The organism is Lactobacillus sp. ESL0246, assembly GCF_003692965.1.
GTDB lineage: Bacteria > Bacillota > Bacilli > Lactobacillales > Lactobacillaceae > Lactobacillus.
In genome coordinates, this window is the sequence record NZ_REHC01000006.1 from 350,565 (window position 1) to 372,216 (window position 21,652).

Here is a 21,652-nt window from a genome sequence, read left to right on the forward strand (position 1 = left end):
ATGATGTCATTAAGCCAAAAAAATTTACTTGAATTAGCACGAAAAAATGAGAAAACGGGAAATTTATCGCAAGCAATTGAAAATGCTGAGGAAGCTCTAAGAATTGGTTCCAGCAAAGCCGCAACTCTTCAGCTTTGTGAACTATATCTAAAAAATGGACAGGCTGATTTTGCTTATTCATTAATTAAAGAAGAATCTGATCTTTTTTCTAACCAGGAAATCTTTGCAGAATATAGTAAAATTTTACAAACTACTCATTATGTAATTGAAGCACTTGAGATTAGTAATCTTAGTAAAAATGAAATAAAGATATTGGTCGAACCTGTCAAACAAAGCAAACAACAAAGGATTATGGTTGATTTTAAAGAGAAGAGACAACCTACATTGAATGATTATCAACAGTTATTCAAGCTTGACTTAAACAATTTTAAACAGTTTTCTCAAAGTTTGCTTATTGATCCAAGTTTAAATTTTGCAGTACGTATTTCTATATGTGAAGATTTAATCCGTCTAGGACTTGATGACCACTTTAGAGTATTAGTTTTAGGAAAAATCGAAGAATTTGTTCCCAGAAGTGTAAGTCTATTAGAAAAGGATCCAATTTATCGTGAAGTTGTATCAGGAATAGGCTCACGATATTACCATCGTCCCAATCAATTACCTACAATTTTAGCCGAAGTTAACTTGATTTTAGGCAATCTTTACCCTATGATAAATATGTACGTAGACGATCCTGATAGCTTTACCAGTGATCTTGTGTCATACATTGAGAATCATGATGGAAGAAGCCGTCAAAAGCTGTTTGAAGCTATTGAACTTAATTTGCCAAAATAATTTAAGCAAAAGGCTTTACTTTTTTAAGGCATTTAGTATAATAGCAAAGGACGTTTTCATTAGGCATGGCTCTATGCATTAAAATACTAGGCATTTGCCAATGAAAGTAGTACAATATTCAACAGAGAACTATCCGTTACTTACTCAACGGACTTCTTGCAAATTTACAGGAGGGTCATTTTAATGGCAGAAAAAGAACATTACGTTAGAACGAAGCCACACGTAAACATTGGTACTATCGGTCACGTTGACCATGGTAAGACCACTTTGACAGCGGCTATTACTAAAGTTTTATCAGAAAAGGGTTTAGCAAAAGCTGAGGATTATTCAGAAATTGATGCTGCTCCAGAAGAAAAAGAGCGTGGTATTACTATTAATACCGCTCACGTAGAGTATGAAACTGAAAAACGTCACTATGCTCACATGGACGCCCCAGGACACGCTGACTACATCAAAAACATGATCACTGGTGCTGCTCAAATGGATGGAGCTATCTTAGTTGTTGCTGCAACTGATGGTCCTATGCCACAAACTCGTGAACACATTTTACTTGCTCGTCAAGTTGGTGTTAACTACATTGTTGTCTTCTTGAACAAGACTGACTTAGTTGACGATCCAGAATTAATTGACTTAGTTGAAATGGAAGTTCGTGACTTGTTATCTGAGTATGATTACCCAGGTGATGATATTCCAGTTATCCGTGGTTCAGCTTTAAAAGCATTACAAGGTGACAAGGAACAAGAAGAAGTTATCATGAAGTTGATGGACACTGTCGACGAATATATTCCAACTCCAGAACGTCAAACTGATAAGCCATTCTTAATGCCTGTTGAAGATGTCTTCACTATTACTGGTCGTGGTACTGTTGCTTCAGGTCGTATTGATCGTGGTACTGTTAAGATTGGTGATGAAGTTGAGATCGTTGGTTTAGTAGAAAAGGTTATCAAGTCAGTTGTTACTGGTTTGGAAATGTTCCATAAAACTTTAGACCTAGGTGAAGCCGGCGATAACGTTGGTGTATTGCTTCGTGGTATTGACCGTGATCAAGTTGTTCGTGGACAAGTTTTGGCCGCACCTGGATCAATTCAAACTCATAATGAATTCAAGGGTCAAGTTTATGTCTTGAAGAAAGAAGAAGGCGGACGTCATACTCCATTCTTCTCAGACTACCGTCCACAATTCTATTTCCACACTACTGATATCACTGGCGAAATTGAGTTGCCAGAAGGTACCGAAATGGTTATGCCTGGCGATAATACGGAATTTACTGTTAACTTAATTAAGCCAGCTGCCATTGAAAAGGGTACTAAATTCACTATCCGTGAAGGTGGTCGTACTGTTGGTGCTGGTCAAGTTACTGAAATTCTTGACTAGTTCGTAAAAAGACAGTTTAAAAAAGATGTACTTTTTCATAGAAGTACATCTTTTTTTGCCTAAATTTGTTTTTTACGAGCGTTTAATGTAAGATAATTTAGTATGCAACGATGTAGATAAACTTGACATTGGAGGTATTTAATTAATGTCTGTAACATGGAATAAAACTGGTAAAACTACCGGTGAATTAACTTTTGATATTTCCCAAGAAGAGGTTAAACGTGGATTAGATCAAGCTTTTAAAAGAGTGAAGAAGAATTTGCGTGTACCTGGTTTTAGAAAGGGACATGTTTCGCGAGTTATTTTTGATCAGTATTATGGTGAAGAAGCTTTATATGAGGATGCTTTAAACATTGCACTACCTGCAGCATATTCTGATGCTGTTAAGGAAGCTGATATTAAGGCTGTTGGTCAACCTCAAATTGTACCTGTATCAATGGATAAGGGTAAGGTTTGGACAATGAAGGCCGTAGTAAGTATTCAACCTAAAGTTGAATTAGGAGACTACAAAGGAATTGAAGTTCCAAAGCAAAACACACGCGTTTATGCTAAGGATGTTGATGCTGAACTTGAAAAAGACCGACAAAAGAATGCTGAACTTGTTCTTAAGGAAGATACAGCTGAAAAGGGTGATACAGTAACAATCGACTACAAAGGAACTATTGATGATAAGACATTTGAGGGTGGCACAGCTGATGATTATGCTCTTGAATTAGGTTCAAATACGTTTATTCCTGGTTTTGAAGATCAATTAATTGGTCACAAAGCCGGAGATGACGTTGATGTTGTTGTTACTTTTCCTGAAGATTATGGTGCCAAAGAATTAGCTGGTAAGGAAGCTCATTTTGCAACTAAGCTTCATGAAGTTAAGTCAAAGCAATTACCTGAATTAGATGATGAATTTGCCAAAGATGTTGATGATTCTGTTGAAACTTTGGATGACTTAAAGGAAAAGATTAAAAAAGATCTGAAAGCTAAAAAAGAAGAAGAAAGCCAAGCCGCTATTGAACAGGCTGCCATTGAAGGTGCTGTTGCTAATGCAAAGATTGATGAAATTCCAGATGCAATGATTCAAGAGGATGTTAATACCCAAATGAATCAATATCTTGGCAATATGCAGCGTCAAGGGATTAGTCCAGATGTTTATTACAAGCTAACAAATACTACTGAAGATCAATTGCGTGCGCAATTTTCTAAGGATGCTGTTGAAAGAGTTAAAACTAATTTAGTTCTTGAAGCAATTGTCAAAAAAGAGGGTATTAAGTCTTCTGAAGAAGAAATAAACCAAGAAATTAAGAACCTTGCCAATGACTATAACATGGATGAAAAAACAGTTCGTAATACTTTAACTAATGAAATGATTTCACATGATATTAATGTTCGTAAGGCCATTGATCTTGTAGCTGATAATGCAAAACAAGTTGCTAAATCAAAAATTAAATAAGATTTAGAAAAAAGTAAAAAGGTGGTTGTATAACTACCTTTTTGCTTTTTTTAAGCAAATAATTCAATTACAACTCTTAAGTTATGATATTCTTAGACTGGTAGATATGAGGAGGAAAAGAATGGCATCACAGTTTACTAATCAAGAAGAAATTAAATGCTCGTTTTGTGATAAGACACAAGATCAGGTCAAAAAAATGATCGCTGGTAATGGGGTTTATATTTGTAATGAATGTGTTGACTTATCAAAAAAAATCATTGATGATGAATTGCGATCCGATTCATTAAAAAAAGCCAAAGACTTGCCTAAGCCAATGGAAATAAAGCAAAAACTTGATCAATATGTAATTGGTCAAGATAGCGCAAAAAAAGTATTATCGGTTGCTGTTTATAACCATTACAAACGAATTAGTCAAATGGATATTGATTCCTCAACTGAATTACAAAAATCAAATATTGCTTTAATTGGGCCTACGGGATCAGGTAAAACTTATTTGGCTCAAACTTTAGCTCGAATTCTCAATGTTCCATTTGCAATAGCAGATGCCACCACTTTAACAGAGGCTGGATATGTTGGTGAAGATGTTGAAAATATTTTACTTAAGCTTTTGCAGAATGCTGATTACGATATAGAGCGTGCTGAAAAAGGAATTGTTTATATTGATGAGATTGATAAAATTTCTAAAAAGTCGGAAAATGTTTCAATTACTCGAGATGTATCTGGAGAAGGTGTACAGCAGTCGCTGTTAAAGATCCTAGAAGGTACAATTGCTTCTGTTCCGCCACAGGGTGGTAGAAAACATCCACAACAAGAATTAATTCAGATTGATACGACTAATATTTTATTTATTGTTGGTGGTGCTTTTGATGGTATCGAGCAAATTGTTAAAAATCGTTTGGGCAAAAAAGTTATCGGATTTAGTGCTGAGAACGAATTAAGTAGGGTTCAAGATGATTCTTGGACGAAACATTTAACTACTGGTGATTTAGTCAAATTTGGATTGATTCCGGAATTTATTGGTCGTATTCCAATTGTTGCAACACTTGATAAACTGCGAAATGAAGATTTAGTTAGAATATTGACTGAACCTAAAAATGCTTTGGTAAAACAATATAAAAAGTTGTTATCACTTGATCAAGTTGAACTTGAATTTTCTAAGGATGCTTTAGATGCAATTGCAGATTTAGCAATTGAACGTAATATGGGTGCTCGTGGTCTCAGAACAATTATTGAAAATTCAATGATGAGTATCATGTATAAAACACCTAGTGATTCCACTATTGAAAAAGTTAAAGTTACTAAAGATGTGATAATCAAGCAAAAGGAACCGGTGGTCACTAGAAAGAATCCTCATGATGACAAGTCAAGTAATGAAGAGATAAAGGTAGCAAATGATAATTAAAAGTAGCGATTATGCAATTAGTGCAGTTAATGAAAAACAATATCCTCAGGATCACTTACCAGAAATTGCTTTAGCTGGACGGTCTAATGTGGGAAAATCTAGTTTAATTAATTCATTACTTAGTCGTAAAAATTTAGCTCGCACTTCATCACGACCTGGGAAAACACAAACATTAAATTTCTATATTATTAATCAAAATTTTTATCTGGTTGATGTTCCCGGTTATGGTTATGCGAAAGTATCTCAAATACAACGCCAAAAGTTTGGTGAGATGATTCAAGAATACCTTGAGACTCGTGAAAATTTAAAAGGCTTAATCATTTTGATTGATTCCCGACATGATCCAACTCAAAATGATGTGTTAATGTATGAATATGCACTAACTCTTGACTTACCAATTTTAATTGTATGTACTAAAATAGATAAGGTTAAAAAGAGCCAAGAGAATAAAGTTTTAGTTAATTTAAAAAAGAAGTTAGACTTATCTTACGATAAAGTTAGTGTTCTCACCTATAGTGCAATTCAAAAACGGAATGTTAATGAAGTTTGGTCTTGGATTGAACAAAATTTATAAAATAAAACATGTAAATAAAAACCTGAAATATGAATGAAGTTAACCCCCGGAATTGGACAAAGATTCCAATTCGGGGGTTTTCTTATGTCTAAATAATATTTTAGATGGTATATCTTTAAAAGATATGTTATTTTATTTGGTCTTTTTATCCTTTTCTTTTTCTAGGTGCTTTTTTCTTTTTTCAGGAACAGTAGCAAATTTGTCAAATAATTTTTCTAAGTCATCTTGTTTTTTAAAAGTTAAACCCATCATTCATCTTCCTTTCGTTTTAAATATTATAATCAAAAAAATAGCAAGAGGCTAGCAGAAATAATAAAATTTATGTAAAGTAAGTAAAAGCTGTTTCAATATAAATAAGCGCCAATTAAATAAATAGATGTAGCATATGTTAAAATTGATAAAGCAAATTTTAAGAGGGAGTGATTTTTTGGCAACTAGATTGATTGAAAATAAGTTGAAATTGTTGCCTGATAAACCAGGTTGTTACTTAATGAAAGATATTAATGGAAAAGTAATCTACGTTGGCAAATCAAAGAATCTTAAAAATCGTGTACGTTCATATTTTAAAAGTAGGCAGATTGGGCGGCGTGCGGAATTAGTTCAAGAAATTGTAGATTATGATATCATTACGGTTTCCACAGATAAGGAAGCTTTTTTACTTGAAGTTACTTTGATTAAAAAATACCAACCATATTATAATGTTCAACTTAAACAAGGAACTGGCTACCCTTATATTGAAATTACAAATGAGCGTGATCCGCAAACCAAATTAACGAGTATTGTTCGTAAGGATAGTGGGTATTATTTTGGTCCCTATCCAAATGTATATGCTGCGCAAGCTACTCTTCGTTTTATTCAAAAAGTATTTCCTTTACGGCGTTGTAATGGTAAACAAGGACGGCCGTGTCTATACTATCACATGGGTCAATGTTTAGGTGCATGTTTTAAAAAAGTTCCTGAAGAGCAGTATAAATTTCAAATCAAAAAAATCAAAAGTTTTTTAAATGGTGATATCACAGCTGTTAAGCAAGATTTAACTAACAAGATGATTAAAGCATCAGAAAATTTGGAATTTGAAAGAGCGGCAGAAATTCGAGATCAATTAAAGTATATTCAAGAAACAGTTGAAAAGCAGAAAATAATTTCAAACGATAGTACACAACGTGATATTTTTAATTTTTATGTCGATAAATCTTGGATTTCTGTTCAAATTTTCTTTTTTCGACAGGCAAAGTTGCTCCGGCGAGAGACTAGAATGTATCCATTAACAGATACAGATGATCCAGAAGATACATTTACCTCATTTATAGTACAATTTTATGGTCAGAAAAATCGTGTTTTGCCAAAAGAAGTTTTGGTTCCTAATGGTATTGATAATGAAGCTTTAAGTGAGGTGCTCAGTGTTTCGGTAAGAACACCTAAAAGAGGCCAAAAATTATCGCTGTTAAAAATGGCTAAAGAAAATGCCCAATTGAAATTAGATGATAAATTTCGCTTGCTTGAACTAGATAATCGAAAAACTAAGGGAGCGCAGGCTGAAATTTTTGCTTCATTAGGATTACCATATGGCCATATTATTGAAAGTTTTGATCATTCTCATATTCAAGGAGCAGATCCTGTTTCCGCACTTGTTGTTTTCAAAGATGGCAAACCAGATAAAAATGCTTACCGTAAATATAAGTTAAAAGGAGAGGTTGAACATCAAAATGGTGGCGATGAGGTGCGTAATACTCGAGAAGTTGTCCGCAGACGATATAGTCGTTTGTTGCGGGAACATAAACCCATGCCTGATTTAATTTTAATGGATGGGGGACAAATTCAAATAGATGCTTGTGAAGATATTTTGCGCAATGAGTTAAATTTATCTATTCCAGTAGCAGGTATGGTTAAAGATAATAAACACCGAACAAATCACTTGCTTTATGGAGATCCCATAAATGGGGTAGCGATGAAATTAATACCACTTGATCCAAAATCACAGGGCTTTTATTTAATGACAAGAATTCAAGATGAAGTTCATCGCTTTGCCATTACATTTCATCGAAAAACCCATACTAAAAATGCATTGTCAAGTAAACTTGATTCCATTAAAGGGATAGGACCTAAAAGTAGAAATAAACTATTACGTCAGTTTGGTTCATTAAAAAAAATAAAAGAGGCATCAATTAATGATTTACGTGCTGTGGGACTGACTTTGCCTCAAGCACAAACAATTAAGTTAATGTTATAACCAGAAAATTTTATCACGTTCGGGTTGGATTTTTGTGGTATAGTATTTAAGGTTAAAGCAGACGGAAGGAGAATATAAATGCCTACATTTGTCGATCAAACTAAGATTGAAGTTCAAGCCGGTAAGGGTGGAGATGGCATCGTTGCTTTCCGCCATGAAAAATATGTTCCTAACGGTGGACCAGCTGGTGGAGATGGCGGTCGTGGAGGTAGTATTATTTTTGTAGCCGATAGCGGTTTGAGAACTCTGATGGACTTTCGCTATCGTCGTAAATTTAAGGCCGAGAGTGGCGAAAATGGCAGAATTAAATCCCAATACGGTCGTGGTGCTAAAAACCTCTATTTACGAGTACCTGTGGGAACAACTGTATATGATTTTGAAACCAATGAAGAGTTGGGTGATTTAACCCAAAATAAGCAAGAGTTAATTGTCGCTCATGGCGGTCGTGGGGGTCGTGGTAATATTCATTTTGCTAACAGCGTCAATACCGCCCCCGAAATTGCTGAAAATGGGGAGCCTGGTGAAGATCGAGTATTGCGATTGGAGCTTAAAGTATTAGCTGATGTTGGTTTGGTTGGGTTTCCTTCGGTAGGTAAATCAACGCTTTTATCAGTTGTAACTAAAGCCAAACCTAAGATAGCTGCTTATTCATTTACTACGTTAACACCTAATTTGGGAATGGTTATTCTTCCTGATGGACGTGATTTTTCAATGGCTGATTTACCGGGTTTAATTGAAGGTGCAAGTCAAGGTGTAGGTCTAGGGATCCAGTTTTTACGTCATATTGAAAGAACAAAAGTAATTTTACATTTAGTATCAATGGATCCTGCTAACGGTCGCCGGGCAATTGAAGATTATCAAAAAATTCGTAAAGAATTATTACTTTATGATAAAGATTTAGAAAAGCGCCATGAAATAATTGTTGCAACTCAACTTGATATTCCAGGAGCCGAAGAAAAATTAACTGAATTTAAGCAAGAGTTAAAAACAATGGGAATTAATTCTATGGTCTATGCAATTTCAAGTGTTACGCACCAAGGAGTAGAGCAGTTAATGCAAGATACTGCTTCTTTAGTGGAACAAACTGAAAAGGAACAGGCGTTACTTAAACTTGAAGACAAATCCAGAATTAAAGAGTATAAGTATCAAGAGGATTCTGTTAATGAAAAATTTACAATTATTAAACTTGAAGATCATGTCTTTGAGATTAAAGGTGAGCGGTTAGAACGTCTAGTTAAGCGAACTAATTTAGATTATCATGATGGTGTAGTTCGTCTAGCTCGTCAGTTAAAAAATATGGGAATCGATGATGCTCTTCGTGCAAAAGGAGCTGTTGATGGTGATGATGTAGTCATTGGAACATTTAATTTTGAGTTTGTTCAATAAAAATAAATAGAAAAGTTTGAAAATATGACAAAAAATCGGTTTATTACAGGATATTCTGGACTTAGAGCATTAGCAGTTGTTGGAGTGATTTTATATCATCTCGCACCTGATACTTTTGTTGGTGGTTATCTTGGGGTACCGATTTTTTTTGTGTTATCTGGGTATCTTGTAACTTGTCAAATGCTCAAAGCATATGATGAAAACGGAACTTTTGATAATCAGGGCTTTTATTTAAGCCGACTAAAAAAATTGTATCCGCCATTGATTACTGTTCTATGGCTTTCGGCAACATATATTCTTCTGTTTCAACGAAATTTACTTGCTAAACTGAGTGAAATAGTATTTACTAATTTATTAAATGTTTATAATTTTTGGCAAATCTTAAATGGTCAAAGTTATTTTGAAAGATTTGCGGCTAATGAATCTCCGTTTGTTCATTTATGGACAATGTCAATTAACGGTCAATTTTATTTGTTGTGGCCATTAGTAATTTTCTTATTAGTAAAATATGGCAAAAAAAGAAAAAAGATGTTTTGGCTTTTGTTTACATTTTCGTTGGCTTCGGCTATAGAAATGGCCATAATGTACTATCTTGGGATAGATATTAATCGAATTTATTATGGAACAGATACGCGTTTTTTTGCATTAGGTTTAGGTGCTTCCTTAGCAGTAGTATGGCCAATTGACAAGTTAAAAGAAATAATTAGACCAAGTGATATTTATTTGTTAGATAGCGTAGGTTTAATAGCATTAATTGGAATAGTAATTCTTTTTTTTAATCCGTTAATGAATCCTCAAAGATCCGTTCCTTATTATGGGGGGATGCTGTTTTTTACTATTTTGGTTGTCCTGATGGTAGCCGTTATAGCACATCCTGGTAGTCATTGGAATCAATTGCTAACTAATCCAATATTTAACTGGTTAGGATCACGTAGTTACGAAATATATCTTTACCAATTTCCAGTAATGATATTTTTTGAAGATAAAATTTCAGATATGGCTGATCATGTCCTTTTATATCATGTTATCGAAATTATTTTGATTTTGCTTTTTAGTGAAATTGCTTATCGCTTGATTGAAAAACCATTTGGAAAAATCAATTGGGAAAAGACTAAAAATTACTTACAACAAGTTTTCAATTTGCAAACAAGCAATTATCTAATTAAAAGTCAAGCTATAATTGCAAGTCTAATTCTAATTTTAGGGAGCTTTGCGATTACCATTTCACCAATTGTTAAGGCAGAAGATTTTACCAAGTCACAACTTGCTTTAAGAATCAAAAGCAATCGGCAACAACAAGAAAAAGATAATCAAGTTTTAATTGCGAAATTGAAGAAAGCTAAGAAAAAAACACGTAAAAAAGCTAAAATAATAGATGAAGCGAAACAAAACGCTATCAGGCATGTTGTTAACAAATCTTACATGAAATATTATATTTCACAAATTGACCTCCAACTTGCCCAAAAAATTGAATTGACGGCAGTGGGTGATTCTGTTATGGCTGGTTCAAGTAATAATTTAACGCGGTTAATGCCAAAGGCAGTGATTGATGCGGCTGTTTCTCGTCAGGCTAACGTTGCTTTGGATTTGTTAAATCATTATAAAGCTCAAAATGCCTTAGAAGATAACGTGTTAATTGGTTTAGGAACTAATGGTTCATTTCCGATATCTGATTTAGATCAATTGATGAAACTTGTTGGTTCGAATCGTCATGTATTTTGGATAAATACGCATGTTCCAGATAAGCCATGGCAAAATCAGGTTAATCAATTGTTAATTGAAGCTGCTAAACGGTATCATAATCTTACTATCATTGATTGGTACAATTACTCCAAAAATCATCCCAATTGGTTTTATGATGATAATACACATCCGACACCAATTGGTTCAAAATATTACAGTGCTTTTATAGTTAAAACAATTGTCAGGCACGCTAAATTCTAGAATAGGAAAATTATGGAATTACAATTTTTAGGTACAGGAGCTGGGCAACCTTCTAAACAGCGCAATGTCTCAAGTATTGCTTTAAAAATGTTAGATGAAATTAATGAAATATGGTTATTTGATGTTGGTGAAGCAACGCAACATCAAATTTTACGGACAAATATCAGACTTCGAAAGGTGACCAAAATCTTCATTTCACATAATCATGGTGATCATATTTTTGGATTACCCGGATTACTTGCCACAAGGTCTTTTCAAGGTGATGTTGGTCCAATAACAATTTATGGACCAGCGGGATTAGAACAATTTGTGCGAACAGCCTTGAAAGTTTCCCGAACAAAAGTTTCATATCCAATTAAGTTTGTTGTATTAGATGAAGGTGGACTAATATACGAAGGTCAGGGATTTAAAGTTTATGCTGAAAAATTAGTTCACCGTGTTCCAAGTTTTGGCTATCGAATAGTTGAAAATCCACGTCAAGGTGAACTTTTAATGGATAAATTAATGCAATATAATATACCTAATGGTCCATTACTTGGTAAACTAAAGAATGGAGAGACAATAGATTTAGCTGATGGTACTACTTTAAATGGTAAAGACTTTTTGGGACCAAATAAAGAAGGAAGAATCGTTACCATTATTTACGATACACGTGCGACACCAGTAATTGCTAAGTTGGCTCAAAATGCTGATATTCTGGTTCATGAGTCCACTTTTGCTGGTAACGAAGCAGATTTGGCTCATTCATATTATCACTCCACAGCTGTGGAAGCTGCTAAGATTGCTCGCGCTAATGGTGTTAAGCGCTTATATTTGGATCACATTTCAGCCAGATATTTAGGCGTAAAAGCCAAAAAGTTAGTGAAGCAAGCAGAAAAAGTTTTTCCCAATACAAAATTAGCAAATGATTTTGATCGGGTATCAATTCCAATGAAAGGTGAAAAAAATGAGTGATTCATTGAGAAACAAGGTTGTTGTTATAACAGGAGCTTCAAGCGGTATTGGGCATTCAATTGCTCTTGAAAGTGCTGGCCGGGGGGCAACTGTTATTTTAATTGCAAGACGTAAGGATAAGCTTGATAAACTTGCTGCTGAAGCACATGAACTTTCAGGAGTAATTGCCCACACTTTTGTAACCGATATGGGCGTGAGCGAAGAAATTGATGCAACATTCAAAAAAATTATTAAGATAACAAAGCATGTCGATTATTTAGTTAATTGTGCAGGATTTGGTAAGTTTGGCAATTTTGTCGAAATGGATCGACATGAAGTAACTGCAATGTTTCAGGTTAATGTATTAGGGTTAATGTACTTTACGCGTTTGATTGGTAGACTCATGATAGATCAAAAAACTGGTCAAATTATTAACTTTGGTTCAATTGCTGGCAAAATTCCGACGGTAAAGTCAGCTGCATATAGTGCAACAAAAGCAGCTGTTATCCAATTTTCTAATGTATTACGCTTAGAATTAAAACCATTCGGTGTCAAAGTGATGACTGTTAACCCAGGCCCCGTATATACTAACTTTTTTAATATTGCTGATGAAAGTGGAAACTACGTAAAAAATGTTGAAAAATACATGTTAGATCCAGATGATGTTGCGTGGCAGGTAGTTCACTATTTTGGAAGTGCTAAGCGTGAATTAAATTTACCAATTAGTTTAGCTTTTTTGTCCAAGCTATATAATATTTTTCCAGTAATCGGCGATAAGCTTTCTCTTAAGTATGCGTCAAGAAAGTAGTACAGAATAATGAAAAGTAAAGCTAAACAAATCAAACTAGTACTCAGTTTAATTCTCATTTTATTAGCAGTTATATTTGTTGTAATGAATACTGATAATGTGGCTATCAATTTTGGCTTATTCAAATTAAAACTGCCGTTAATCATTATTTTGGTTGTAATGATTATTATTGGGATTGTGATCGGCTGGATTGGTGGCTCAAGTGGACACAAACAAGATAAGAATGACTAATATAACTTGATTTATTTGAGATACAATAGTATCATTAACAATCGTGAGGCGTTTTAAGTATCTTGATGATACTTTGAAAACGTAATTCTACAATAAAGGAGATCAATTAAATGGCAGTTCCTAAGAGACATACTTCTAAGCAAAAGAAACGTTCACGTCGTGGTCATATTAAGTTAGCTGTTCCGGCAATGCATTATGATGCAACTACTGGTGAATACCGTTTGAGCCACCGCGTTTCACCCAAAGGTTATTATAAAGGGCGTCAAGTTGCAAACGAAACTAGCAGCAGTGACAACCAATAAAAAAGACACCAGTTGTGGTGTTTTTTTTATTCAAAAAAATTTCCCAGAAGAAAGATAAATAATGAAAATTGTATTTTTAAATTCAAGTGATATCCATGGCTATATTTTACCAACTGATTACCAAAATCAATCTTTCTATGAAGCTCCGTTCGGTTTGAGCAGAGTTAGCAGTGTTATTAATTATGAAAGACAGAAGTATGGAGAAGATCATGTTGTGGTTACTGATACTGGTGACTATTTACAAGGGTCACCTTTAGCTTCTTATATTCATCTTGATAAAACATATACTGCACTAAAGACATATACAGAACTGACAAATCAAATTGGCTATGATGCACGTTGCTTAGGTAACCATGATTTTAATTACGGTTTGAACTACCTTAGTAATTATATTGCTGCAAACCATGCTCCATTTTTAAATGCAAATGTTTTAAATATAAAAGATGATCAGCCAGCTTTGGGTAAAAATTACTGTATAATAAATAAAGCTGGTGTTCGAATCGGGCTGATTGGTGTTACTACGCAGCGTATCCCAACTTGGGAACCAGCACAGAATGTAACAGGGCTAAAGTTTGTTTCTGCTTTTGAGCAAGTTAAAAGATATGCGCAAATTTTACGTCCGCAAGTCGATGTCTTGGCAGTGATTTATCATGGTGGCTTTGAAGCTAATCCTCGGACTGGTAAGAGAACTGAGCCAGCTACTGGGGAAAATGAAGGATATCGAATTTTAAACGAAATTCCTGAAATTGATGTCTTTTTAACGGGACATCAGCATCGAAAAATTAATTTGGTAATGAATAATACTGCAATTGTTCAGCCAGGTTATCGTGGTGAAGCAATTGGTGAAGTAATTTTAGAAATTGATGATGCCACTAAAGAAATTCTGGATTTATCTGCAAAATTAATTGATACTAAAGACTTTCCACCTGATACTAAAATAAATGACTTAGCGTCTGAACTTAATCAAAAAGCTCAATTGTGGCTCGATCAACCGTTAGCACATTTAAAACAACCGGCTCTAATTGGTGATTCTAATCAAGCAAGGCTTAAGGGTGCACCATTTATTAATTTATTACAGCAAATGCAGCTTTTTTTCACTAGTGCAGATATATCGGCGACAGCTGTCATGAGTGAAACAGCTAAAGGTTTTGGACAGGAAGTGACTATGCGAGACATTTTACTTAATTATCCTTATGCTAATCAGCTATGTCGAGTTAGACTGACAGGAAGACAATTACGCCAGATTGTTGAGTATAGTTTATCTTTCTTAATGAAAGATGAGCAAGGAGAAGTTGGTTTTGCACCTAAATGGCAGGATCAGCTATTTAATTTTGATGTTTTTTATCCTGTTAAATATGTAGCAAAAATTGATCGAGCTGTAGGTAATAGATTAATTAAGTTTGAACTTAATGGAAAAGCGATTGAGGATGAACAAGTTTATCGTTTAGCTGTAAACAATTACCGAGCTATGGGAGGTGGTTTCTATCCTGCATATCATATGGATGAGATTGAATTAACTCTTGATCAAGATTATGTGCAAATGTTTAAAACTTTTTTAACTAAAGGTGATATACAAGTAGATAATACTATTAATTATCTATTTAAATAAAAACCAAACAAAAAGTCGACAAACTAATGTTTAGATAACAATTAGTTTGTCGACCTTTTTTATTAATAAAATATTTCTTAAGTTGAACTATTTCAGCTTTGAGTACTTGCTCTTGTCTTTACTTGAATGTGCAGTGATGGTTGGTATGATTGCTGCAAATACCAATCCAAAAATCAAGCCAACAATTAAAGCATCGTTAAGATTAAAGACAGTTTGAGTCAAAGGCGCGGCAATGAACCCCACAATCAACATATAGACAACACTCCAGCCGATAGTAATGATATAACGACCCATAGTAGTTCCCTCTTTCATAAATGAATTTTAACAGAGATTAATCAGGTTTTCAAATTTAAAACCAATCTTTTGTTATACTAATTATATAGAAAGGCGGCTTCAAGATGAAAATTGCTTCATTGCAAAATATTAGTGCTTTTACACTTTTAGAAAGTCCAATTAAAATTAAAGAGTTACTTTTAGCAGCTAAAGCTCAGGGATACGAAGCTGTTAGTCTTACGGATATCAATGTTACCTATGGATTGGTGAACTTTTATGAAATAGCTCAAGAAGTAGGGATTAAACCGATATTAGGTATGCAAGTTAGATTGAATGGTTTGATTGATAATACAAACCTCTATGATTTAGTTGTTTTGGCTAAAAACGATGATGGCTATCGTAATCTTTTACGCTTGTCGAGTAAAATTAACTTGTTGACTGAAAATGGAAATAATAATCGAATATTGACCTTAATTAAATTGACAAAATATCTTGATAATTTAATTTTAATTGTGCCTGCAAATACAAAAAGTGAACTGCTAAATTTGCAAAAACAAAATGAGCAATTAGGGCATGATTTTATTCGTCAATTGCTGTCTTTGATTCCAAAATCGAGTTCGCTTTATTTAGGTGTTTATGCAGCAAAGAGACAAGAAAATTATCTAGCTTATGTTCAAACATTGGCTAAACAATTTGACTTACCTTTGGTCAGTGTGGAAGATACACGCTATTTAAAGCCTCAAGATCAGTTCTTACAGCACACATTACAAGCAATAAAAAAAGGAAATCTTCTTCAAAATGTGGAACAATTATCTGAACAAAATGGATCACATTATTTACCTAATGTAGAAGAGCTACGTATCCGCTATCATGAAATGGATCTTGATGAAGCACTGAACAATACTTGGAAAATTGCTGAAAAATGTAATGCTAAGATTAAGTTTCAAACGCCAGTTTTGCCTAAATTTAAACAAAATAAATTTCCAAGTTCAAAGGAATATCTTGTTTACTTATCACAAAAAGGATTGCATTATCGATTCAAGCAGCGGATTCCTATCGAATACCAAAAGCGATTAGATTATGAGCTAACCATTATTGATCAAATGGGATTTAATGATTATTTCTTGATTGTTTGGGATGTGATTAATTATTGTCACCGAATTAAAATTACAACGGGCCCTGGGCGAGGCTCTGCTTGTGGCTCACTTGTTTCGTATGTATTGCAAATCACTGAAGTTGATCCACTTAAATATAATTTGTTATTTGAACGTTTTTTGAATCCTGCTCGTCATGAAATGCCTGATATTGACTTAGATATTCCCGACAATCGACGCGATCAAGTAATTCAATATATGTTTGAAAAATATGGCATGGATCATGCTGCTCAAATTTTAACTTTTGGAACCTTAGCAGCTAAGCAGGTACTTCGAGACACCGGTCGCGTTTTTGGTCTGAGCGAAATTGAAATGAATAAATGGTCAAAAAGTGTACCTTTTTCAAAGGGAAAAATCACTTTAAGTGAATCATATAAAATTTCAACCGAAATGCAGTTGCTAGTTAACGCCAGTAGTAAAAATAAACTGTTATATCAAACTGCTAAAGAATTAGAAGGGTTACCACGGCATTATTCAATTCATGCTGCTGGATTGGTATTAAGTGATAATTCGATTGCTTCAATATCTGGACTACAAGCTGGTCAATTTGGCATTCCTGTTACCCAACAAACAAAAAAATATGTTGAATCTTTAGGACTATTAAAAATTGATTTCTTAGGATTGCGCAACCTAACAATTTTAGGCGATACTGAAAACATGATTCGTTATCAGAATAAAAATTTTGATGTCAGGCAAATTCCTCTTGATGATTCGAAAACAATAAAGCTGTTTCAATCTGGTAATACTGATTTAATTTTTCAATTTGAATCAAGTGGAATTAGGTCTGTATTACGACAATTAGTACCTGATAACTTTGAAGATTTGATAGCTGTCAATGCATTATATCGACCAGGTCCAATGAAAAATATTCAAACGTTTATTGCACGTAAGCAAGGCAAAGTCAAAGTAACTTATCCCGATCCAAGCTTAAAAGAAATTTTAGCTCCAACTTATGGTATATTGGTTTATCAAGAACAGGTTATGCAGACAGCAAGAACCATGGCTGGTTTTACTTTAGGTGAAGCTGATATTCTTCGTCGTGCAATGTCTAAAAAGAATCAAACTGTCATTGAAAAGCAAAGATTTAAATTTATTGCCGGAGCAGTAAAAAAGGGAAGATCAAAAGAAAAGGCCGAGCGAGTTTATGATTATATTGAACAATTTGCTAATTACGGCTTTAATCGATCACATGCAGTTGCATATACTAAAATTGCATTTTGGTTGGCCTATCTACAGGTTCACTACCCAGCCCAATTTTTTGCTGCATTGCTTAACTCAAATAGTGCCAATCGTCACAAGACTAATGATTTAATTATGCGTGCTCAAAATGTAGGGGTAAAAATTCTTCCACCTGATATCAATAAAAGTGACTTAGAATATAGGGTAGTTGATGGACAAATTTTAGTCGGTTTACGGACAATTAAAAATATTCGGTCTGATTTTCTGGAACAGATAGTTTTTATCCGGCAACAAAAAAAGTTTGTTTCACTTGGAGATTTTTTACGACAAGTTGATTCAAAATATATTCAGCCCAAAGTAATCAGATTACTGATTAAGGCGGGATGTTTTGATAGTATCAATCCTAATCGCAATGAATTGTTAGAAAATAGTCAAGAAATTATTGAAAATATCGAATTGACAGGCCATAATTTAGCACTTTCTGAAAGTTTAGGTGGGGTGCCAATTAAACATGTTTCACCTCCAACCAATCAGGAAAAAGCTGCGATGGAAGAAGAAGCTATGGGCTTTTCTACTATGACTTCACCTTTAGTGGCAGTTCAAAGATATGCAACTAAGTTTAAAGCTAAATCACTAAATCAATTTGATATTAATGATAGAGGGATTGCAGTGGGGAAATTGACTTCCTTAAAACTGATTAAAACTAAAGCGAGCAAAACGATGGCTTTTACTGAGTTTGTTGATTTAACTAGTAGGCAGGATATTGTGATCTTTCCAAATGTTTATGAAAAGATACAAGCGATTTTAAAGGTGGGAGATATCTACTTACTTAGTGTTAAAGTGCAAAATGATCGCTTTGATAATAGTCAAAAGCAATATGTTTTAAATAATCTTAGGCTGATTAACTTTAAAAATTAAGCTGTAAGCATTTGTTAACGCTATCATAATTAAAGACTGCTAAAATAAGCAAATATATTATTTTTTATGAGATTTTTTCTTGAAAGAATGTTAGAATTTAGAGGATGTGAGAAATTACACAATAAAAAGTTGATGAGGTGAATTCATGAAACGAATTGGTATTTTAACGAGCGGTGGCGACGCTCCTGGTATGAATGCAGCTATTAGAGCTGTTACGAAGACTGCAATTCATAATGGACTTGGCGTTGTTGGTATTCGTTATGGCTTTGCCGGGTTAGTGGCAGGAGACTTTATTACTTTGACTGCTGAAAATGTTGATCACATGGTTAATCTAGGTGGAACTTTTCTTTATAGTGCCCGATACCCTGAATTTGCACAAAAAGAGGTGCAAGAAAAAGGTGTTGAGCAATTAAAGAAGCACGATATTGATACTGTTATTGTAATTGGTGGTGATGGTTCTTATCATGGTGCTCTTGCTTTAACTCGGATGGGAATTAATTCTATCGGTCTTCCAGGTACAATTGATAATGATATTCCGTATACTGAATATACAATTGGACTGGATACTGCTTGCAATACGGCATTACAAGCAATTGATAAGATTCGCGATACGGCTAGTAGTCATCACCGTGTATTTATTGTTAATGTAATGGGTCGTGGTTGTGGCGACATTGCTATGCGAGTTGGTTTAGCAAGTGGTGCAGATGCTATTGTAGTTCCTGAACGGTCATATGACGTTAAAGAGATTGCTGAAACTTTGAAGCGTGGTTTTGCAAATGGTAAGGATAACGGAATTATAGTATTAGCTGAAGGTGTAATGAATGCTGAAGATTTCAGAACGGAGCTTCTGAAATATGGTGATTTTGATGCTAGAGCTAATGTCTTGGGGCATATGCAACGTGGTGGATCACCAACTGTTTTAGATAGGATCAATGCTACAAAGATGGGAAATTATGCTGTTAAGTTGCTTCTTGATGGTAAAGGCGGTTTAGCTGTCGGTGTGGAGAATGGTCAACTAGAAACACATGATATTCTGGATTTGTTTGATGAAAAGCATCACAGCGATGAAATGTTAGTAGATATAAATGATGAAATGACTAAATAGTCAATTTTGAGGAGATTGTTATAAATGAAGAAAACTAAACTTGTTAGTACATTAGGACCAGCTTCAAATGATATTGAAACTATTACAGCTTTAGCCAAAGCTGGTGCAAATGTATTTCGTTTTAATTTTTCACATGGCGACCATGCAGAACATCTTTCACGGATGAATATGGTTCGTCAAGTTGAAAAGGAGACCGGTTTGGTTCTGGGAATAGCTCTTGATACTAAGGGTGCGGAAATTAGAACTACTGATCAAGATGGTGGTAAATTTACTCTTAATACAGGTGATGTAATAAGAGTTTCTATGGACGATTCTGAAACTGGTAACAAGGAAAAAATTCACGTTACCTATGCTGGTCTTTATGATGATACCCATGTTGGTGGTCACGTTTTAATTGATGATGGCTTAGTTGATTTATTAATTAAAGAAAAAGACGACGAACACAAAGAGTTGATTTGTGAGGCTCAAAATACAGGTGTTATTGGATCAAAGAAAGGTGTTAATGCACCTGGCGTTGAAATTCGTCTTCCAGGAATTACTGAAAAGGATACCAGTGATATCAAATTTGGTTTAGAACATGGAATTAACTTTATTTTTGCTTCATTTGCTCGCAAAGCCCAAGATATTTTAGATATTCGTAAGTTATGCGAAGACGCTGGGTGTGATTATGTTAAGATTTATCCCAAAATAGAATCTCAAGAGGGTATTGATAACGCTGATGAAATTTTACAAGTTTCTGATGGATTAATGGTTGCACGTGGTGACATGGGAGTTGAAATTCCATTTATTGATGTCCCATTTGTTCAAAAAGATTTAATTAAGAAAGCTAATGCCCTAGGTAAGCCAGTAATCACTGCTACTCAAATGCTGGATTCAATGCAGGAAAATCCTCGCCCAACTCGTGCTGAAGTATCTGATGTTGCGAATGCTGTATTGGATGGAACTGATGCAACAATGCTATCTGGAGAATCAGCTAACGGTCTTTATCCAATTAATGCGGTAAAAGCCATGGCAGAAATTGATGAAAGAACCGAAGATGAAATGCTTAAACGTAATACTTTGGCTCTTCAAAGATTTGAAGAATACAAGGGTTCAAATGTTACTGAAGCAATTGGGGAATCAGTTGTTCGTACTGCTCAAGAATTAGGTGTAAAAACTATCATTACTGCTACTAACTCTGGTTATACTGCAAGAATGATTTCTAAGTACCGTCCAAATGCCAACATTTTGGCTTTAACATTTGATGAAAAGATTCAACATTCACTTGGAATTACTTGGGGCGTTCAACCCATGATTACTGAAAAGCCTGCATCAACTGATGATATGTTTGAAGTAGCAGCTAAAGTTGCTAAAGAACAGGGCTATGTCAAAGATGGTGATTTAGTAATTATTGTTGCTGGAGTACCAGTTGGTGACTCTGGTACAACCAACTTGATGAAGTTACAAATCATTGGTAACAAGTTGGCTCAGGGCTTAGGCGTTGGTAACGGTTCTGTTGTTGGTAAAACTGTGGTTGTTAGAAGTGCCGATGAAGCAAACAGTAAGGTTCAAGAGGGTGATATTTTAGTTGCAAAAACTACCGATCCTGATTACTTACCTGCAATTAAAAAGGCTTCAGGTTTAGTTGTTGAGTCTTCAGGTTTAACTTCACATGCAGCTGTAGTAGGATTATCACTAGGTATTCCAGTTGTAGTTGGTGTTACAGATGCAACTGATAAAATTGCTAATGAATCGACTATTACGATTGATGCTCGGCGTGGTGCAATTTACCAAGGTGAAGTTTCTAATTTATAACAATTAGCAAATTAATAAATAGCCAGTTTTCAAACTGGCTATTTATTTTGCTCAGTATTTATTCATAAAAGTACATCAAAGATGAAATTTAGTTGACTTATGTTAATTTAATTAGTTAAAATGTTATACTTGTTAAAAGAAAATTTATTTGATTTAGG

The 21,652-nt window shown here is 34.4% G+C and carries 18 protein-coding genes; 16 read left to right on the forward strand and 2 right to left on the reverse strand.

Translation table 11 applies throughout. The features are described 5' to 3' along the window. The 5 genes from F5ESL0246_RS03490 (at nucleotide 1) to yihA (ending at nucleotide 5,628) form a co-directional block, all read left to right on the forward strand. Nucleotides 1–834: a tetratricopeptide repeat protein gene (locus F5ESL0246_RS03490; RefSeq protein WP_122018127.1), complete on the forward strand. Its 834-nt coding sequence runs from the start codon at nucleotides 1–3 to the stop codon at nucleotides 832–834. A gap of 183 nt (nucleotides 835–1,017) precedes the next feature. Then, complete coding sequence (gene tuf, locus F5ESL0246_RS03495) at nucleotides 1,018–2,208, forward strand: elongation factor Tu (protein WP_122018128.1); 1,191 nt, start codon at nucleotides 1,018–1,020, stop codon at nucleotides 2,206–2,208. A 145-nt stretch (nucleotides 2,209–2,353) separates the two neighbouring features. Next, complete coding sequence (gene tig / locus F5ESL0246_RS03500) at nucleotides 2,354–3,652, forward strand: trigger factor (RefSeq protein WP_122018129.1); 1,299 nt, start codon at nucleotides 2,354–2,356, stop codon at nucleotides 3,650–3,652. A 121-nt stretch (nucleotides 3,653–3,773) separates the two neighbouring features. Then, nucleotides 3,774–5,054, forward strand: a complete 1,281-nt coding sequence (gene clpX, locus F5ESL0246_RS03505; protein ID WP_122018130.1) for an ATP-dependent Clp protease ATP-binding subunit ClpX — start codon at nucleotides 3,774–3,776, stop codon at nucleotides 5,052–5,054. Next, nucleotides 5,044–5,628 carry a ribosome biogenesis GTP-binding protein YihA/YsxC gene (yihA, locus tag F5ESL0246_RS03510; protein WP_122018131.1) on the forward strand — a complete coding sequence of 195 codons (585 nt, stop codon included), beginning with the start codon at nucleotides 5,044–5,046 and terminating at the stop codon, nucleotides 5,626–5,628. Before clpX ends, yihA begins: the two co-directional genes overlap by 11 nt. A 132-nt stretch (nucleotides 5,629–5,760) precedes the next feature. Here the strand turns inward: yihA and F5ESL0246_RS08425 are convergent, their stop codons facing one another. Beyond that, nucleotides 5,761–5,880 carry an SPJ_0845 family protein gene (locus tag F5ESL0246_RS08425; RefSeq protein WP_369916844.1) on the reverse strand — a complete coding sequence of 40 codons (120 nt, stop codon included), beginning with the start codon at nucleotides 5,878–5,880 and terminating at the stop codon, nucleotides 5,761–5,763. A 175-nt stretch (nucleotides 5,881–6,055) separates the two neighbouring features. On the opposite strand from F5ESL0246_RS08425, the gene uvrC reads away from it, so the two are divergent. The 8 genes from uvrC to F5ESL0246_RS03550 all read left to right on the forward strand — a co-directional run bounded on the left by uvrC (nucleotide 6,056) and on the right by F5ESL0246_RS03550 (nucleotide 15,071). Continuing rightward, entirely contained in the window at nucleotides 6,056–7,858 is a 1,803-nt protein-coding gene (gene uvrC, locus F5ESL0246_RS03515) for an excinuclease ABC subunit UvrC (protein ID WP_122018132.1), read from the forward strand. A 78-nt stretch (nucleotides 7,859–7,936) separates the two neighbouring features. Beyond that, complete coding sequence (gene obgE, locus F5ESL0246_RS03520; RefSeq protein ID WP_122018133.1) at nucleotides 7,937–9,244, forward strand: GTPase ObgE; 1,308 nt, start codon at nucleotides 7,937–7,939, stop codon at nucleotides 9,242–9,244. A gap of 24 nt (nucleotides 9,245–9,268) precedes the next feature. Further along, the gene (locus tag F5ESL0246_RS03525) at nucleotides 9,269–11,188 is read left to right on the forward strand and encodes an acyltransferase family protein (RefSeq protein ID WP_122018134.1); all 1,920 of its coding nucleotides are present in this window, start codon (nucleotides 9,269–9,271) and stop codon (nucleotides 11,186–11,188) included. A gap of 12 nt (nucleotides 11,189–11,200) precedes the next feature. Further along, nucleotides 11,201–12,142: a ribonuclease Z gene (gene rnz, locus F5ESL0246_RS03530; protein WP_122018135.1), complete on the forward strand. Its 942-nt coding sequence runs from the start codon at nucleotides 11,201–11,203 to the stop codon at nucleotides 12,140–12,142. Then, entirely contained in the window at nucleotides 12,135–12,929 is a 795-nt protein-coding gene (locus F5ESL0246_RS03535; protein ID WP_122018136.1) for an SDR family oxidoreductase, read from the forward strand. The genes rnz and F5ESL0246_RS03535 overlap by 8 nt, the downstream gene beginning before the upstream one ends. A gap of 9 nt (nucleotides 12,930–12,938) precedes the next feature. Next, complete coding sequence (locus tag F5ESL0246_RS03540) at nucleotides 12,939–13,160, forward strand: lipopolysaccharide assembly protein LapA domain-containing protein (RefSeq protein ID WP_122018137.1); 222 nt, start codon at nucleotides 12,939–12,941, stop codon at nucleotides 13,158–13,160. Nucleotides 13,161–13,270: 110 nt separating this feature from the next. Next, nucleotides 13,271–13,462: a 50S ribosomal protein L32 gene (rpmF, locus tag F5ESL0246_RS03545; protein WP_122018138.1), complete on the forward strand. Its 192-nt coding sequence runs from the start codon at nucleotides 13,271–13,273 to the stop codon at nucleotides 13,460–13,462. 61 nt (nucleotides 13,463–13,523) lie between these two features. Next, nucleotides 13,524–15,071, forward strand: coding sequence for a bifunctional UDP-sugar hydrolase/5'-nucleotidase (locus F5ESL0246_RS03550; protein WP_122018139.1), 1,548 nt, complete (start codon nucleotides 13,524–13,526; stop codon nucleotides 15,069–15,071). Between the two features lie 87 nt (nucleotides 15,072–15,158). Here F5ESL0246_RS03550 and F5ESL0246_RS03555 read toward each other — a convergent pair whose 3' ends face one another. After that, nucleotides 15,159–15,365: a DUF2929 family protein gene (locus F5ESL0246_RS03555; protein WP_122018140.1), complete on the reverse strand. Its 207-nt coding sequence runs from the start codon at nucleotides 15,363–15,365 to the stop codon at nucleotides 15,159–15,161. A gap of 104 nt (nucleotides 15,366–15,469) precedes the next feature. Between F5ESL0246_RS03555 and F5ESL0246_RS03560 the strand changes: the two genes are divergently transcribed. The 3 genes from F5ESL0246_RS03560 to pyk all read left to right on the forward strand — a co-directional run bounded on the left by F5ESL0246_RS03560 (nucleotide 15,470) and on the right by pyk (nucleotide 21,494). Continuing rightward, nucleotides 15,470–18,595, forward strand: coding sequence for a DNA polymerase III subunit alpha (locus F5ESL0246_RS03560; RefSeq protein ID WP_122018141.1), 3,126 nt, complete (start codon nucleotides 15,470–15,472; stop codon nucleotides 18,593–18,595). 145 nt (nucleotides 18,596–18,740) lie between these two features. Then, complete coding sequence (gene pfkA / locus F5ESL0246_RS03565; RefSeq protein ID WP_122018142.1) at nucleotides 18,741–19,700, forward strand: 6-phosphofructokinase; 960 nt, start codon at nucleotides 18,741–18,743, stop codon at nucleotides 19,698–19,700. Between the two features lie 24 nt (nucleotides 19,701–19,724). Beyond that, a complete protein-coding gene (gene pyk / locus F5ESL0246_RS03570) occupies nucleotides 19,725–21,494 on the forward strand; it encodes a pyruvate kinase (RefSeq protein ID WP_122018143.1) in 1,770 nt (589 codons plus the stop codon). The last annotated feature ends 158 nt before the right edge of the window (nucleotides 21,495–21,652 follow it).

Coding starts and splice junctions, on each gene's coding strand:
- F5ESL0246_RS03490 (WP_122018127.1), top strand. CDS start 1: ATGATGTCATTAAGCCAAAAAAATTTACTTGAATTAGCACGAAAAAAT.
- tuf (WP_122018128.1), top strand. CDS start 1,018: ATGGCAGAAAAAGAACATTACGTTAGAACGAAGCCACACGTAAACATT.
- tig (WP_122018129.1), top strand. CDS start 2,354: ATGTCTGTAACATGGAATAAAACTGGTAAAACTACCGGTGAATTAACT.
- clpX (WP_122018130.1), top strand. CDS start 3,774: ATGGCATCACAGTTTACTAATCAAGAAGAAATTAAATGCTCGTTTTGT.
- yihA (WP_122018131.1), top strand. CDS start 5,044: ATGATAATTAAAAGTAGCGATTATGCAATTAGTGCAGTTAATGAAAAA.
- F5ESL0246_RS08425 (WP_369916844.1), bottom strand. CDS start 5,880: ATGATGGGTTTAACTTTTAAAAAACAAGATGACTTAGAAAAATTATTT.
- obgE (WP_122018133.1), top strand. CDS start 7,937: ATGCCTACATTTGTCGATCAAACTAAGATTGAAGTTCAAGCCGGTAAG.
- F5ESL0246_RS03525 (WP_122018134.1), top strand. CDS start 9,269: ATGACAAAAAATCGGTTTATTACAGGATATTCTGGACTTAGAGCATTA.
- rnz (WP_122018135.1), top strand. CDS start 11,201: ATGGAATTACAATTTTTAGGTACAGGAGCTGGGCAACCTTCTAAACAG.
- F5ESL0246_RS03535 (WP_122018136.1), top strand. CDS start 12,135: ATGAGTGATTCATTGAGAAACAAGGTTGTTGTTATAACAGGAGCTTCA.
- F5ESL0246_RS03540 (WP_122018137.1), top strand. CDS start 12,939: ATGAAAAGTAAAGCTAAACAAATCAAACTAGTACTCAGTTTAATTCTC.
- rpmF (WP_122018138.1), top strand. CDS start 13,271: ATGGCAGTTCCTAAGAGACATACTTCTAAGCAAAAGAAACGTTCACGT.
- F5ESL0246_RS03550 (WP_122018139.1), top strand. CDS start 13,524: ATGAAAATTGTATTTTTAAATTCAAGTGATATCCATGGCTATATTTTA.
- F5ESL0246_RS03555 (WP_122018140.1), bottom strand. CDS start 15,365: ATGGGTCGTTATATCATTACTATCGGCTGGAGTGTTGTCTATATGTTG.
- F5ESL0246_RS03560 (WP_122018141.1), top strand. CDS start 15,470: ATGAAAATTGCTTCATTGCAAAATATTAGTGCTTTTACACTTTTAGAA.
- pfkA (WP_122018142.1), top strand. CDS start 18,741: ATGAAACGAATTGGTATTTTAACGAGCGGTGGCGACGCTCCTGGTATG.
- pyk (WP_122018143.1), top strand. CDS start 19,725: ATGAAGAAAACTAAACTTGTTAGTACATTAGGACCAGCTTCAAATGAT.